This is a genomic window from Streptomyces sp. SAS_272 (genome assembly GCF_052543235.1).
In genome coordinates this window covers 1-13,406 of the sequence record NZ_JBMNDR010000144.1, presented here as the reverse complement: position 1 = coordinate 13,406, position 13,406 = coordinate 1, and the positions used below count along the sequence as shown (strand labels likewise).

Annotated in this window: 15 protein-coding genes and 2 pseudogenes; 10 read left to right on the top strand and 7 right to left on the bottom strand. The window is 68.7% G+C overall.

The features are described from left to right. Positions 1 to 240: 240 nt before the first annotated feature. Positions 241 to 837 (bottom strand): TetR/AcrR family transcriptional regulator, encoded by a 597-nt coding sequence (locus ACN6LD_RS40515; RefSeq protein WP_445045771.1) that lies wholly within the window; start codon positions 835 to 837, stop codon positions 241 to 243. Positions 838 to 964: 127 nt separating this feature from the next. Between ACN6LD_RS40515 and ACN6LD_RS40510 the strand changes: the two genes are divergently transcribed. The 4 genes from ACN6LD_RS40510 to ACN6LD_RS40495 all read left to right on the top strand — a co-directional run bounded on the left by ACN6LD_RS40510 (position 965) and on the right by ACN6LD_RS40495 (position 3,742). After that, the gene (locus ACN6LD_RS40510; RefSeq protein ID WP_445045770.1) at positions 965 to 1,402 is read left to right on the top strand and encodes a nuclear transport factor 2 family protein; all 438 of its coding nucleotides are present in this window, start codon (positions 965 to 967) and stop codon (positions 1,400 to 1,402) included. Beyond that, on the top strand, positions 1,399 to 2,295 hold the full coding sequence (locus ACN6LD_RS40505) for an NAD(P)H-binding protein (RefSeq protein ID WP_445045769.1): 897 nt from the start codon (positions 1,399 to 1,401) through the stop codon (positions 2,293 to 2,295). Before ACN6LD_RS40510 ends, ACN6LD_RS40505 begins: the two co-directional genes overlap by 4 nt. A gap of 504 nt (positions 2,296 to 2,799) precedes the next feature. After that, on the top strand, positions 2,800 to 3,309 hold the full coding sequence (locus ACN6LD_RS40500; RefSeq protein WP_445045768.1) for a hypothetical protein: 510 nt from the start codon (positions 2,800 to 2,802) through the stop codon (positions 3,307 to 3,309). A 175-nt stretch (positions 3,310 to 3,484) separates the two neighbouring features. Further along, positions 3,485 to 3,742, top strand: coding sequence for a hypothetical protein (locus tag ACN6LD_RS40495; RefSeq protein ID WP_445045767.1), 258 nt, complete (start codon positions 3,485 to 3,487; stop codon positions 3,740 to 3,742). An 809-nt stretch (positions 3,743 to 4,551) separates the two neighbouring features. On the opposite strand, the gene ACN6LD_RS40490 is transcribed toward ACN6LD_RS40495, so the two are convergent. From ACN6LD_RS40490 to ACN6LD_RS40475, 4 genes and pseudogenes are all read right to left on the bottom strand, one after another. Continuing rightward, a complete protein-coding gene (locus ACN6LD_RS40490; protein ID WP_445045766.1) occupies positions 4,552 to 5,328 on the bottom strand; it encodes a hypothetical protein in 777 nt (258 codons plus the stop codon). A gap of 225 nt (positions 5,329 to 5,553) precedes the next feature. Continuing rightward, a pseudogene (locus tag ACN6LD_RS40485) lies at positions 5,554 to 5,670 on the bottom strand (ALF repeat-containing protein); the annotation flags it as partial. A gap of 335 nt (positions 5,671 to 6,005) precedes the next feature. Continuing rightward, a complete protein-coding gene (locus ACN6LD_RS40480) occupies positions 6,006 to 6,416 on the bottom strand; it encodes a GNAT family N-acetyltransferase (protein ID WP_445045765.1) in 411 nt (136 codons plus the stop codon). A 323-nt stretch (positions 6,417 to 6,739) separates the two neighbouring features. Continuing rightward, on the bottom strand, positions 6,740 to 7,441 hold the full coding sequence (locus ACN6LD_RS40475) for a hypothetical protein (protein ID WP_445045764.1): 702 nt from the start codon (positions 7,439 to 7,441) through the stop codon (positions 6,740 to 6,742). A 170-nt stretch (positions 7,442 to 7,611) separates the two neighbouring features. Here ACN6LD_RS40475 and ACN6LD_RS40470 point away from each other — a divergent pair. The 3 genes and pseudogenes from ACN6LD_RS40470 to ACN6LD_RS40460 all read left to right on the top strand — a co-directional run bounded on the left by ACN6LD_RS40470 (position 7,612) and on the right by ACN6LD_RS40460 (position 9,586). Then, a pseudogene (locus tag ACN6LD_RS40470) lies at positions 7,612 to 8,104 on the top strand (N-acetyltransferase family protein). Between the two features lie 11 nt (positions 8,105 to 8,115). Further along, complete coding sequence (locus tag ACN6LD_RS40465; protein ID WP_445045763.1) at positions 8,116 to 8,826, top strand: maleylpyruvate isomerase family mycothiol-dependent enzyme; 711 nt, start codon at positions 8,116 to 8,118, stop codon at positions 8,824 to 8,826. A 403-nt stretch (positions 8,827 to 9,229) separates the two neighbouring features. After that, on the top strand, positions 9,230 to 9,586 hold the full coding sequence (locus ACN6LD_RS40460; protein WP_319189714.1) for an ANTAR domain-containing protein: 357 nt from the start codon (positions 9,230 to 9,232) through the stop codon (positions 9,584 to 9,586). Positions 9,587 to 9,704: 118 nt separating this feature from the next. Here ACN6LD_RS40460 and ACN6LD_RS40455 read toward each other — a convergent pair whose 3' ends face one another. Next, entirely contained in the window at positions 9,705 to 9,845 is a 141-nt protein-coding gene (locus tag ACN6LD_RS40455; RefSeq protein ID WP_319189712.1) for a hypothetical protein, read from the bottom strand. A 285-nt stretch (positions 9,846 to 10,130) separates the two neighbouring features. Then, positions 10,131 to 10,490 carry an STAS domain-containing protein gene (locus ACN6LD_RS40450; protein ID WP_445045762.1) on the bottom strand — a complete coding sequence of 120 codons (360 nt, stop codon included), beginning with the start codon at positions 10,488 to 10,490 and terminating at the stop codon, positions 10,131 to 10,133. A 167-nt stretch (positions 10,491 to 10,657) separates the two neighbouring features. Between ACN6LD_RS40450 and ACN6LD_RS40445 the strand changes: the two genes are divergently transcribed. The 3 genes from ACN6LD_RS40445 to ACN6LD_RS40435 all read left to right on the top strand — a co-directional run bounded on the left by ACN6LD_RS40445 (position 10,658) and on the right by ACN6LD_RS40435 (position 13,371). Further along, positions 10,658 to 11,131: an ATP-binding protein gene (locus ACN6LD_RS40445; RefSeq protein WP_445045761.1), complete on the top strand. Its 474-nt coding sequence runs from the start codon at positions 10,658 to 10,660 to the stop codon at positions 11,129 to 11,131. A gap of 68 nt (positions 11,132 to 11,199) precedes the next feature. Further along, complete coding sequence (locus tag ACN6LD_RS40440; RefSeq protein WP_445045760.1) at positions 11,200 to 11,652, top strand: hypothetical protein; 453 nt, start codon at positions 11,200 to 11,202, stop codon at positions 11,650 to 11,652. 285 nt (positions 11,653 to 11,937) lie between these two features. Further along, the gene (locus tag ACN6LD_RS40435) at positions 11,938 to 13,371 is read left to right on the top strand and encodes a glycoside hydrolase family 43 protein (RefSeq protein ID WP_445045759.1); all 1,434 of its coding nucleotides are present in this window, start codon (positions 11,938 to 11,940) and stop codon (positions 13,369 to 13,371) included. Positions 13,372 to 13,406: the final 35 nt, after the last annotated feature.

Below are 13,406 nucleotides of genomic sequence, written 5' to 3'. Positions count from 1 at the left end.
GCACGGACTCGCAATCAGTCCTCAGAAGCGGACCGCGCGTGGGATCGGGTTCTCGAACCGATCGATGCATTGCTGACGCGGCGGCAGGTAAGGCACCTTGGCGAAGTCCACAAGGCTCAAGCCGAGCAACGCAACCCAGATTCCTGACGGCGCCACTAGCGAGCGCTCAGAGGTTAACAAGCTCAACTCCTGCCTGAGTGAAAGCTGTTCGGCAGTGAGGTCGAGGGCGCGGGACCGGCCTCACCTCTCGCCGGGATCAGCGCCCACGAATCTCGCGGTGAGGTTCGCCAACTGGGCGCGCATCCTCTCGCGCGGCACGCCTTCCTGTCCGGCCAGGTGCTCGACGAGATCAGCCCGGACGGCGGCGAGCAGGACGTGGGCGGTGAACTCGCTGTCGGCCGGACCGGGCACCTGGTCCAGCACCGACCGGAGCAGACCGTGCCACCGCGCGTAGTGCTCCGCCCGGTATGGACTGCCGCCGCTCCCACTCTCCTCCAGGGCCAGCGCGAGGCGTCGGTTGTCGAGCTTGAAGCACAGGAGGGCGTCGAGCAGAGCGGGCACGCGCTGCCGCGGCGGAGTGGTGGGCCCCAGGGGCGGCGGGCCGGCTTCGACGGCTTCCCCCACCGGTTCGAGCCGCGCCTCGTACAGCGCGCGGAGCAGCCCGGCGCGGTCGCCGAAGGCGCGGAAGAGCGTTCCCTTGCCGACGCCGGCGGCTGCCGCGACGTCGGCCATGGTGACGTCGTCGGGCCCCTCGCCGCGAGCGAAGAGAAGGTCGGCGGCCGCGAGAACGGCCTCCCGGTTACGGGCGGCATCCTCACGGGGCTTGCGCTCGGGCATGCGACTCCTCCAGTGCCGACAGGGCGACAGTGCCGGCGACGCCTGTTGCTAAACGGACCCGGGGTCCGTATCGTCGAAACGGACCCCGGGTCCGCATTCTATGAGATGTACGAGATGGAGGACACCCATGTCCGTACCGGCTTCCCCGGCGGATCTCTACCGCCACAGCCTGCGCCTGCTGCTCGACAAGAACATCCCCGCCTGGCTCGACCTGTGGACCGAGGACGGCGTCATGGAGTTCCCGTTCGCCCCCGACGACCGGCCCAGGCGCCTGGACGGCAAAGAGGCCATCGCCGCCTACATGCGCCCGTATCCCGACCACATCGACCTTCACGACTTCCCCGCCCTGCAGATCCACGAGACCCTCGATCCGCAGGTCATCGTGGTCGAGATGCGGGGCGTCGGCCGCCTGGTGGAGACGGACAGCCCATTCGACATGACGTACATCGCCGTCGTGACCGTGCGGGACGGACGCTTCTCCTCCTACCGCGACTACTGGAACCCTCTGGCACTCCTCGACCCCGCCACCGACTTCACCGCCGACTTCGCGGAAACGACCCGATGACCGCCACCGGCACGACTCTCGTCATCGGCGCGACAGGCACCACCGGCAGCCGCACGGTCACGCGGTTGACGGCCGTCGGCCATCGCGTCAAGGCAGCCAGCCGTCACGCGGCCCCGATCCCCGGCACGGACGGCTCGGCGGACCCGGCAGGCTCTGAGCCGGTAGCCTTCGACTGGTACGCCCCCGCCACCCACGCCGCCGCTCTCGACGGAGTCGACCGCGTCTACCTCATACCGCCCGTCGGCGACTCCGATCCGGCCGCGGTCATGCTGCCGTTCCTCTGCCGGGCCCGCGCCACCGGCGTACTCCGCGCGGTGCTCCTGAGCTCCTCGGCCATCCCCGAGGGCGGCCCGGCGGTGGGAACGGTGCACCAGGCCCTGCCCGGTCTGTTCGAGCAGTGGGCGGTACTGCGGCCCTCATGGTTCATGCAGAACTTCACGGGCACCCACCCGCACGCCGTCGGCATCCGTGAGAACGGCACCATCCGGAGCGCCACCGGCGACGGCCGGGTCGGCTTCGTCGACGCCGACGACATCGCGGCCGTCGCCGTCCACGCCCTGACCGACGAACACGCCCCCGACACCGATCTCGTCCTCACCGGCCCGGAGGCGCTCAGCTACGACGACATCGCCACGATCACCACCGAGGTCACGGGCCGACCCGTCGTCCACCACCGTCTGTCCTACGAGGAGATGCGCGACCACCTCACCCGCACGGCGCTGATCGCACCGGAGTTCGCCTCCCTCCTGGCCGGCATGGACCGAGCCATCGCAGAGGGCACGGAGGACCGCGTCACCGACACCGTCCACCGCCTCACCGGCCGACCGGCGGGGACTTTCCGCGCTCTCCTCGAAAGGGAGGGCTCGGTCTCAGCCCCCGGATCCACCGGCTGAGGTCTGTGGACGACTTGTCCGAGAACGAGGAAGAGCCTTGTGACATGGCGCCCGGCCCCCGCACCGTGCCCGAGGCGCAACCCGCCCGATCGGCGGCGGACGGTGGGTCCGGGGCGGCTCCTGAAGTCCCGACCGCCCGGCGTCGCTCACTCTTGGCCGGTTCAATGTGTTGTGGCGCCTGACGCTGGCGCTTGGCGGACAGGATCTGACCTGCTGATCACGCAGAAGACCGCCGTCGAATTCGGCCCGGCCGGCAAGCTCTGGACCACCCGGGCCACCCGCAACCTCACCGCCACCCTCGAACGGCTCCGCGTCGACCGACAACTCGAGGAAGCGCTCACCCACCGCGCCGACCGCTCCATCTCGCACTGGCTTTCGGCATCGACGAGAAGACCGCCGTCCGCTGTGCGGACTCAGCACGCGCGCTGCTGGGAGAACCCGCCGAGCAGGCATCGCAGTGAAACCCACTCGACCTGCTCAACCGACTGACGAGATCATGGACAGATGTCGTCGACCGAACCAGCAGCCCGCGAGCTTCAGGACCGCGCCGTTCTCTGGAGCATGGGCGAGATCCGCGCAACCGACGTCGTCACTGCTGCCTGTGATGCACTCGTCGCCGGCCTCGACAGCCCTGCCCTGCGGATCTTGGCCGTGTGCACACGCGCGGAGGCGGACTACGACGTCCCCGACCTCCTTCCCCCGGCACTCGATGAACTGGGCCTCGCCTTCCACCAAGCGGGCAGCGTTGCCGGACAGGAAGCCGCCGCGCGAGCACTTGCCGCCCGGATGCTGGCCGGCGAACTGACGCCACGCGAGCTGGCTTTCCGGATCCATCAGCGCTTCGGTCACGAGCTGCCTCTGGCCGAGCGACTCGCCAACCTGGACGACGACTACGACGTCCTTGAATACGGCGACAGAACACAGGCGCAGGTGGACGCCGATGTCACGGCCGAAGCTCTTCGGCTTGCACAGCACCCTCCTGTTCCCACCGAACCCACGGATCTGCCGACCTGAAGCAGACCGGTGGCCCCGTGGGTTCAGGCTGAAGAAGCTTCGGTTTCCGTGAATCCACGGGGATCGAGGTCCTGTATTCCCGAAGCTGCGGCGAAGTGACAAGCAGCTGAGAGCGAGGCTCCAGGCGCCGCTCCCATTGGTGGGGCTTTCCCTCCCGAGCGCTACATCGCACGCGGTGTCCGGATCGGTGGTCGACGGGCACAGCATCCACGGAGCCGACGGACGCCGCGCGGCGGACACCGACTCCAGCAGGGCCCTGCGCCGCCGATACGGCCAGGCGGTGGTGTCGGTCCGGGACAGCCTCGGCACATCGAAGGCGACGAAGCGCGCCGGCCACTCGCCGGACGCCCGGGCCGTCCCGACCCCGCTGCGGGCGCGGTCTCCCTTGGAGTGGCTGTGCGGGACCCGCTTCCCGCCGCGTGTCCGGCCCTGACGGGACCGCGCCCGTACACCGTGCACGGTGTGACAAGTGACTGTGGACGGTGTGCCAATGACAGGGGAATGAGCGCCGTACATCTCGCCACCACCGGCCAGACTCACCTCGCCACCCGTCAGCTCGCCGCGCTCCTCGACCGCCCCGAGGAAGTCGCGGGATATGAATCGAAGAGACTCGCCAGGCGGTGCACGAGCCGTCTTCAACTCTCCGTGAACCAAGCGAAGGATGCTGGCGACAATCGGACGTCGCGTTGCGCGAGAATCGGATCGATAGTCATGGCCGCACCACCGGAGCTCCGCCGTCTGACCGGTTGGACCACTGTCCCCGGGCCGCACCAAGCCGTACCACCGGCTCAACGCCCCGCTCACCCAGCCCCACCAGGCACAGACGGCACCGCGCGATCGATCGACCCGACCACGGACACCCGCCCAGTTGCCGGTTACCGGGACACGCTCCTGGCTACACAGGCCTGGCAGCTGCCGAACGCCGCTGGCAGCGTGTCGCGCGCCGGGACATTCGCAGCGCCGGAGGCGATGCACTCGGACGCTGGAACCACGCCTCCGCCGCCGCTCTGGTCGAGACATACACGGTAGGCCAGGCCTCCGACGTCTTCGCCGCGGCAAGCGCCCGGGTCACCGACCCGGGCACCCGCGCCGCCCTGGACGATCTGCGCACCCTGTTCCGGCTCGACCGGCTCGACCGGCTCGCGTCCTCGACGGACTCCTGCTGGCCGAACACACCAGATTCCGGGAGCCGTGCACACGTGGCAACCGTGCGCGGTGGGCCAAGCGCACGGGCGGGCCCGATCAGTTGGCCGATGCGTTCCGTGTCAGCTCGGCTGCCTCGGTGATGGCGCGTTGTCTGAGATCGCCGAACAGCTGCATCGGCACGGCGGCCAGGACGTCGTCCCCGCCAACAGTCCGCCCGTCCCCGCGGCGGGTCGACGGGACGAGGAGGGGGTCCTTGAGCAGCGGGGCCGGGGCCGGCTCGCCCGGCACCACCAGACTGACCGTCCCGAACCGCTTGACCCCGCCCTCGCGCACGACCTTGGCCGCGTCCTGTGCCAGGGCCGCCAGGAACACGCTCGCGATTCCGTCCAGGTCGCGGACCATCGCCGGCACCGCCCTCACCCCCCGGCTCCCCAGCAGCCTTCTCACACCGGCCTCGAACCGGTGGGCGCCGCCCACACCACTCGGTGTACGCGCCCCGCGGCGCTCACGAAGAGACACGAGGGCACCATCGGCGTTGCGCACCTCGCCCATCAGGCTGTGGAAGGTCGGGCTGTGCAGGTACCACGCCGTTCCCACCTCTACCTCGACGTTTCGGTCTATCGCCGAGATGAGGTCCTTGGGAATCAGCCTCGTCCTGGCATGCTCGGCTGCCGCGCTTCTCGCGCCGTCGATGATCTCCGTCAGCACGGTCCGCGTCACCGACGCGGCGGCCCACGCGGCCGGCCGGGAGACGTTCAGCGAGGTCACCTCCCTGAACACCGCTTTGACGAGCTGAGGCTTGAACGGCAGGTCGGTCACGACGGAAGCGGTCTGCGGAGTGCTGCGCTCGGTGCGTAGGAGTTGTGCGGTCATCGAAGAATGTGCTTTCTGCTGTCGGAGGTGTCAGTGGCTCATGCCGCACCGGGCGGCGAGACCACAGAGCTCTGCGGAGGGCGCCGAGCCGGCACAGGGCCTGCCTGGCGGGGACGCCGGCACACGGAGGTGCAGGCCGCCCCGCCGGGATTCTCGGCGTTCCGGGCGTGCGGCAGGGGATGCCGCCCGGGCGACCCGCTGTGGTGCGGTGCGGTGCCGTGCCGGTCAGGCCAGCTGGTGCCTGCGGACTTCCAGGAAGTGGCGCAGTGCTTCGGGTGTGTTGTCGTCGAGGGCGGCGTTGGCTGCCGCTCGCAGGGCAGGGCTGATGGACGGGTCGGCGAGGTTGTGACGTGGTTGAGGACTGACCGTTGACCGTTTCCAAATATCTGGACCACGGCCTGGATCACGGCGCGGGGCTCTTGGACACTCGAGCCGACCACGCCCTGGCACACCATCAGGCCCGCGCACATCCAACAACGTGACAACGCCGTCACACATCCAACAACGTGACAACGCCGTCCTGACCGAGCCCGCTCCCGCCCGCCTGGTGACGCGCCAAGGTTATTGCGAATCGAGATCTTTTCGTGACGGTTTACGAGGTCTCATGGGACTGGTGACGATGGTAGGCAGGCGGGATTTGTGGTCGGTGGCGAGCCGTGACGGATCTGTGCCGGACCTCAGGCCGCGGGGCCGGGGAGGGTCCAGGCGGAGGCGTGATGCGTGAAGCCGACGTGCGGGTAGTAGCCGACCGCGCCCGGTGCGGAGAGCAGGATCAGCTTGGCCTGAGGGGCTGCTTCCTGTGTGACGCGGATAAGGTCGCGTCCTACGCCCTGCCGTTGGAACTCGGCATCGACAGCGAGGTCGCTGAGGTACGTGGCGTAGACGCTGTCAGTCATGGAGCGGGCGATTCCGATGAGAAGACCGTCATCGGTGCGGGCGGTGACGACTAGGTTTGCGCCGGCCAGCATGTGGGTGAACCGTTCCACGTCCTCTATCGGGCGGCGCTCGGCGAGAGTGGACGCGCGGTAGAGGCCCGCGACTTCCTCGACGTTCAGGTCGGCACCGATAACCTGCTCGCACTTCCACATGATGGTGCAACTCCTCGCACAGCTCTTCGGATCAGGACTTGAGATGAGCGTTTCCCTCAGGGTCTGCTGGTGGGGTGTACCCGTCGTTGATGGCCACGGCGTCCCGGTAGGCCAGGAGGGAGCGGCCGGTGTCCGTCCGCCGATCGCCCGTCCAGACATCGGAGGTCGCGTCCTCGGCACTTGCCAGGCATCCCGACTGAGGTAATGGCTCAAATGGTGTTTCAATTATTACATGACCTGTGGGAGCTCGCCGTGTCGGGCCGCGATGGTGAGGGTCGGCTTCCGTAGCAGGGGAGTTGATCCTTTCCTGACGCGCCCAACGATCACGGCTCGATACGCGGCCTGGAAGTTGTGTTCCCCGCTGCCCTTGCGCCTTTGGAGGGCATGGTCTGGGCGAGCAGGGTGAGGGGGATGAAAGCCTCGGTGGTGCCCATCTCGCGTGGGGTGGGGCCAGCAGGAGTGGGGACGTCTGTGAGACGCTCGGCGAGTCCTGTGATCGCGGCGAGGTCGCCATCGAGGGCGTCGTGTTCGGCCTCCGTGAGGTCGGCCTGCTCCAGCATCTGCGTGATGCCGTCCTTGACGGCGAGCAGCTGGCCGCGGGTGGACTCCTTGGGGACGTAGAACGGGCAGCGTGCGCAGGCGAGCCGGTGCGGGCACTTGGCGAAGAAGTCGTAGGAGCAGTAACCGTCGCCGAGATCGTAGTACTTCCACGGCTGGTCGCCGTTCGCTGCCGCACCGGTCAGGATGCTGTCGCGGTCGATGAGGACCTCGATGGTGCGGACGTTGCGCGCGAAGTAGTCGGCGCGCTGGTAGGCCGCGGACAGGGTGCGCTGCAGGATCGCGGCGTAGTGCCGGGTGCTGGCCGGGTGCTTGTGACCGAGCCATTGCTGCAGGTCGTTCAGCGACAGCGGCTCGCGGGCGTTAAGGAGTTGGGTGGCGATGGTGGCGCGGGCGCGCTGGCTGGTCAGCGCGCCGCGCGAGTCGCTTTCGGGGAGGGCCTTGCGGCAGAGTGCCGGTGTCATCATCGAGGCAGCATCGCCAAGCGCGTTGATGCGCCACAAGGCTCTCGTCGGCCCAGCTGCGGACTTGTTCCGCAGATCGTCCGTCGAGGCAAAGACCACGGTCGAGTTCACGCCACGGGGCAGGCGCGGAATCGGATGGACACGGCTCGGCACGGTGGCCGATGATCTCCGGCATGATCCGGGCCGCCACTGTGGACGACATCGCGGAGATCCGCGCGATGAATCCGCGAACTCGCTGAGCAGGCCCGAGCAACCGAGGAGCAGCTCCGCGACGCGCTGCTCGGAGAACGCCCCGCTGCTTCCGCACTGATCGCTGAGGACGATGAGACGGGGCAGGCCGTGGGCTATGCCCTGTGGTTCCCCCGCTTCTCGACCTGGACCGGCACGCGCGGCATGCACCTGGAGGACCTCTACGTGCGGTCGCACGCCCGAGGTGGAGGACACGGCAAGGCTCTGCTCGCCTCATTGGCCGCGATCTGTCAACAGAACGGCTACGAGCGCTTCGAGTGGTGGGTCCTGGCCTGGAACGAACCGACGATCGACTTCTACAAGTCGCTCGGCGTGGAGCTGCTGAACGAGTGGACGGTATGTCGGCTGAGCGGTGATCCACTCAGGGAACTCGCTGCCCAGGCCCCGGCAGTCCTCAACCAGACCCCGGCCCTGTAGGACGGAGGGTCATGCAACCTCCTGTCGCAGCTGTGATCGAAGCCCACCGGACACTGGCAAGGCTCGTGGCTGGACTGAGCGACCAGCAGGTCGCCGAGGCATCCGCCCTTCCGGGGTGGTCACGCGGCCACGTCCTCGCGCATCTCACCGACAACGCGAGAATGTTCGCCCGTCTCGCGGAACATGCCCTGCGCGGTGAACTTGTGGCGGGCTACGACGGCGGGGTCGACGAGCGCAACGCGATCATCGAGACGACGGCTGGCCGCAGCGCAGCCGAGCACCGCGCGCAGCTCGCCGCGCACACGGCCGGGCTGGAGGCATCCTGGGCACGCGCCACCGACGTGGACTGGAGCCGTCCGGTAACGTTCCGCAACGCGAACCTTGCCGCAACCGTCTTCGCACGCTGGCGCGAGGCATGGATCCACATGGTCGATCTGGAACTCGGCGTGCGGCCGGACGACTGGCCCGAGGACCTGGCCGCACACACCATCGACTTCCTCCTCGGCCGCCTTCCGGCAGGCGCACGCGTCCGTGCCGAGGACGTGGGCCGCCAGTGGTCCGTCGGCGACGGGCCGCCGGGCACGGTGGTTACCGGAGGCCTGCGCGACCTGGCGGCCTGGCTGGCCGGACGTACGCCCGTTGTGTCACCAGTGGCGGCGGAGGAGCTGCCTGCTCTCGGGCCCTGGCCGCCCCACCCTCCACAGCGCCTGGACCGCCTGTGACCTCGTCACCGGGCAGGGTGTGGGGCACGCCGATCTCGGCCCGAACGGCTACGCGCCGTGCCCGCCCCGGCGGAGGGGGACCACCCATGCTGGGGGAGGGCTCGTGGACGGCAATCCGGCAAATCCTAGCCTGCGAGTCACGTTTCTCAGCAGGCAGCGAGCGTGGCGCTCGCCCGACAATGGGTGCACGACTGACATGCCCAGGTCGCCCGCGTCGGCAGAATGAGAGGGACTGCCGGCCGCACCCGCCAGCTCAGGCTGTCGCGGTCGACCATGGACGACGAAGGGCTTCTCCCCCCCCCGCCCTTTGTGATCTTCATCCGCATGCCGGGACGTCTTGCCGTTGCGGTGTGGGGCAGGCGTAGTGGGAACAGGAAACCTCGCCCGGCATGGAGACCCGGTCATGACGACGTCCTCTCGCGAACGATCGCACCTCCCCGACGCCTCCGATCCGCCTACGGCGGCCAGCCTGGAGCAGGAGAACGCACAACTGCGGCGGGCTATCGACTCCCACGCTGCGGTCGACCAGGCCATCGGTGTCCTCATCGCGGTCCACCGGATCGTGCCGGACGCCGGGTTCGAGGTGCTGCGCGAGGTGTCTCAGCACACCAACGTCAAACTGCTCGCGGTCGCCGGATCGGTGATCGGCTGGGCGCTGGGCCGACAGCCTCTGCCGGAGCCGGTACGCCAGGAGCTGGAGGCGGCCGTGCAGCGGCACGCGCGGCTGGACGACACCTCGGGCCCGGATTCACCCCATTGAAGTGCTCCCCCTCGTGAACGAGGGGGATCCCTGCCGACCCTGTGGTGGCGGGCTTGACGCCACGGGGACATCTGACGACTGCCCTCCCGGCAGCCGGGATGAGCGAGTGGTCCGTCCGTTACAGGTGCAGGATGTCCGGGCTGCGTTCCACTCGGCGTTGCCGGACCATCCGCAGCCCCCTGGTAGAGCGGTTCAGGCCGGACTTCTGCGCGACGCTCTGGCCGGGCTCCTCGGCGGTGCCCCTGGCGGACTTGACCATGTGAGGGCGTCTCCTCCCGCTATCTGCGCAAGGAGTACGAGCGTACGTCCGCCGGTACCTGTGCGGCGGACGGTTCTGGTCCGGCTCGCACTTCGCCGGAAGCTAAGCGGGGCACCGCTGACCGTCGTGCACCAGCACATCGACGACCAGCAGCGCCGGCCCGTGTGCCCGGGCTGAGGCGAACAGCGCAGATCCGTGCCCAAAACCAAGGTCAGAGCAGTATCGAGATGCGCCCCTCCGCCCCGTGAACGGGGGAGCGCTGCGCAAGATCAAAGGTAGAGCCGCTCAGATGCGCAGGGCATGTTCGAGGGTGGGGTGGCAGGCGATGAGGGCGTCGACGCCCACCACCTCCAGGACGCGCAGGACGGACTCCTGCGCGCCGGCGATCCGCACCCAGCCGTCGGTATCGCTGACGGTCTGGTGGGCGGTGACGAAGACGTTGATGCCGGTGGAGTCCATGAAGGTCACGCCGCTGAGGTCCGCCACGATCCGCGGCGGCACGATTGTCTCGTCGCGGGCCAGCAGGGCTTCGGACAGGACGTCCTGGACGTCGTGGTCGATCTCGCCCTGCACGGTCACCACGCGGACGCCGTCGACGATGCGCTGCTCGACGGATAGCCGCTCCGGCTGGTCCGCTGTGTCCATGTCGGTCACTGGTGTCCTCGGTCGTGCGCGGGCGTGCCCGGTCAGGGCCTGCGGCATTGATTGTGCCCCGACCACCCGGGGCACATGCTTCCAGGCGGCCGTGCGGAACAACATGCCCCGGGCATGTACGGCGAAAGGGCGGGTAGAGGCGCACTCGTGAACGCAGAATGATGACGGCACCAGGTGACCCTCCCGCGTCCGGCGGCGACAGCGCTGCGCCCGTCGAGCACCTGATCCGGGCCGGCTACGCCCTCGGCGGAGACGACGGCTGCATCGCCGACGCCCGCCGGTGCGCCCTCGCCTTTCTCGGCCAGGCTGAAGCCGACTACCCCCTGTCCGTGTCTGTGCGCGTCAGGGACCTGACCCAGCTGGTCGTCAGCGAGCTGGTCACCAACGCCTGCAAGTACGCCCCTGGCCCGGTCCTGGTGGAGATGGGCATCAGCGCCCACGCCGTGGACGTCGTGGTGTGGGACAGCGATCCCCTCGTGCCCGCCGCCCGGCCCACCGATCCCGACCGGATCGGCCAGCACGGCCTGGAGATCGTCAAGGCCGTCAGCCAGGCCCTGGTCATCGAGCGGGAGCCGGTCGGCAAGCGCATCACGGCCCGCATCGCCCTGTCCGACGCACCGTACAGTCCCTGACCGCGCCGACCGTTGCGCGTCTGCATGCCTCGCTGACGAAGGATCAGTACGGCGACGTAATCAAACTGATGTCTGGTGTCACGCCTCATGTGCAGGCGGCGCCGCCCAACGCCGTTCAACTGGACCTGACTTCGGCGCTTCGCTACTTCGATCTCTCTCCTTACGACACGGTCCAGATGGCGATGATGAGACTGAAAGGCCTGTACGGCATCGACAGCAGCGCCGAGCTCGCGGGCAACCGGATGCTCGCCGCGAGGGCCTCCTATGCGTCGGCGCTCGGCGAGACCACCTGGGTTCCCGCCGAGGGGGTGGCCGACTGGCTGTACCCCCGGCCGGTCACCACGCTGCCGGGAATCGGCCGTGCCACAGCGGAAACGCTTCACAGATACGGGCTGCACACCATCGGTCAGATCGCCGACCGTCGTCGATCGCGCCGCGCGATCCTGGCGAGCGCCGGCGTCAGCGCCCACCTCGACGTCACCCTGCGCTGGAGCGGGACGGAACGTACATCGCCGGACTGAAACCCCGTCCCTCGCCTGGCCGCGGAGCCCAGACGTCGGCGGCGCCAGCGATCCCGCGGCCACCGTCCACCCTCCGGGAAGTCCATAGACGTCGGAGGTGTTGACGCGTCCCGCTTCCCGCATCTAGCGTCTGCCCGACTTTACGAACATCGTTTGGTATTTCGAACAACTCGCTCCGGCGAGAACGGACCCCGAAAGCGGCGCAGGTGCAGCGCCGCCTCAGGGCGCCCGAGAACCACACCTCTCCACCCGATGGTGGCATTCGAGGAACGACAGGAGACGTACATGTCCGCGCCGCGCGCACGGCTGTCGGCGATATTGCTCGCCGCGTGCCTCCTCTTCACAGGCCAAGCCCTGGCCACCCCGCAAGGCGCCGCCGCCGCCGATCCCGGCTACCTGATGGTGCACTTCACGGGGGAGGGGTCGACCAACCAGCAGATGTACCTCTCGCACAGCACGGACGGTGTGCACTGGAACGACCTCAACGGCGGCGGGATGGTCCTGCGCTCCACGGTCGGAACGAAGGGCGTGCGCGACCCCGCGTTCGTGAGATCCCCCGACGGCAGCAAGTACTGGATCATCGCGACCGACCTGTGCATCGACTGCGGGCAGACGTGGAGCCAGTCCATCAACGACGGCAGCCGCAACCTCGTGGTGTGGGAGTCGACGGACCTGGTCACCTGGTCGCAGCCGCGGCTGCTGAACGTCGCCGGCGCCATCCCCGACGGACGCAACGCGTGGGCTCCGGAGGCGATCTGGGACCCGGCCGGCAACGACTACGTCCTGTACTGGGCGACGAACAAGCCCCTCAACGGCGCGACGAAGCACCGCATCTACTACTCCCACACCAGCGACTTCCGCTCCGTCAGCACCCCGCAGATCTACATCGACCGCCCCGGCGCCCAGGAGATCATCGACACCCAGATCGTCGAGGTGCCGTCGGGCGTCGGCAACTACCGCTACGTGCGGGCCTCCGGTGACGGGCAGATCACCCTCGAGGGCAGCAACTCGATCCTCGGCACGTGGACCGACCTCGGCGACCTCTCCGGCATCGGCCTCACCGGGTCGCAGGTCGAGGGCCCGATGTGGATGAAGTTCAACGGCGCCAACAAGTGGGCCCTCTACCTCGACCAGTACGCCTCCAGCGGCGGTTACATGCCGGTCGTGACGACCGACCCGTCCAATCCCGCCGCCTACCAGAAGCAGGCTTCGAGCAGCTACGACATGGGCGGCACGAAGAAGCGCCACGGCTGGATCATGAACCTGACGGCCGCCGAGGAGAGTCGCGTGCTGGCCCGCTGGCCCAACACCGCGGCCAACCGGCTCCAGTCGTACAACTTCCAGGACCGGTACGTGCGGCACGCCGACTTCGACGCGCGCATCGACCCGAACGTCAGCCCCGTCCAGGACTCTCAGTTCCGGCTGAGGACCGGCCTCACGGGCTCAGGCGCCGTCTCCTTCGAGTCGGTGAACTTCCCCGGGTACTTCCTGCGGCACTCCGACTTCGACTTCCAGCTCGCCTACAACGACGGCACGGACACGTTCGCCCAGGACGCGACCTTCCGGCAGGTCGCCGGGCTCGCCGACTCCACCTGGTCGTCGTTCCAGTCGGTCAACCATCCGGACCGGTACATCCGCCACTACGCGTACGAGCTGAAGCTCGCCCCGATCACCAACGCGACGGGACGCGGCGACGCCACCTTCCGCGTGACGAGCTGACCCGCACCGACGGGGACGCCGGCGCCTCCATGAGG

Coding starts and splice junctions, on each gene's coding strand:
- ACN6LD_RS40475 (WP_445045764.1), bottom strand. CDS start 7,441: ATGATGACACCGGCACTCTGCCGCAAGGCCCTCCCCGAAAGCGACTCG.
- ACN6LD_RS40460 (WP_319189714.1), top strand. CDS start 9,230: ATGACGACGTCCTCTCGCGAACGATCGCACCTCCCCGACGCCTCCGAT.
- ACN6LD_RS40490 (WP_445045766.1), bottom strand. CDS start 5,328: ATGACCGCACAACTCCTACGCACCGAGCGCAGCACTCCGCAGACCGCT.
- ACN6LD_RS40450 (WP_445045762.1), bottom strand. CDS start 10,490: ATGGACACAGCGGACCAGCCGGAGCGGCTATCCGTCGAGCAGCGCATC.
- ACN6LD_RS40445 (WP_445045761.1), top strand. CDS start 10,658: ATGATGACGGCACCAGGTGACCCTCCCGCGTCCGGCGGCGACAGCGCT.
- ACN6LD_RS40515 (WP_445045771.1), bottom strand. CDS start 837: ATGCCCGAGCGCAAGCCCCGTGAGGATGCCGCCCGTAACCGGGAGGCC.
- ACN6LD_RS40505 (WP_445045769.1), top strand. CDS start 1,399: ATGACCGCCACCGGCACGACTCTCGTCATCGGCGCGACAGGCACCACC.
- ACN6LD_RS40510 (WP_445045770.1), top strand. CDS start 965: ATGTCCGTACCGGCTTCCCCGGCGGATCTCTACCGCCACAGCCTGCGC.
- ACN6LD_RS40465 (WP_445045763.1), top strand. CDS start 8,116: ATGCAACCTCCTGTCGCAGCTGTGATCGAAGCCCACCGGACACTGGCA.
- ACN6LD_RS40440 (WP_445045760.1), top strand. CDS start 11,200: ATGTCTGGTGTCACGCCTCATGTGCAGGCGGCGCCGCCCAACGCCGTT.
- ACN6LD_RS40480 (WP_445045765.1), bottom strand. CDS start 6,416: ATGTGGAAGTGCGAGCAGGTTATCGGTGCCGACCTGAACGTCGAGGAA.
- ACN6LD_RS40435 (WP_445045759.1), top strand. CDS start 11,938: ATGTCCGCGCCGCGCGCACGGCTGTCGGCGATATTGCTCGCCGCGTGC.
- ACN6LD_RS40500 (WP_445045768.1), top strand. CDS start 2,800: ATGTCGTCGACCGAACCAGCAGCCCGCGAGCTTCAGGACCGCGCCGTT.
- ACN6LD_RS40455 (WP_319189712.1), bottom strand. CDS start 9,845: ATGGTCAAGTCCGCCAGGGGCACCGCCGAGGAGCCCGGCCAGAGCGTC.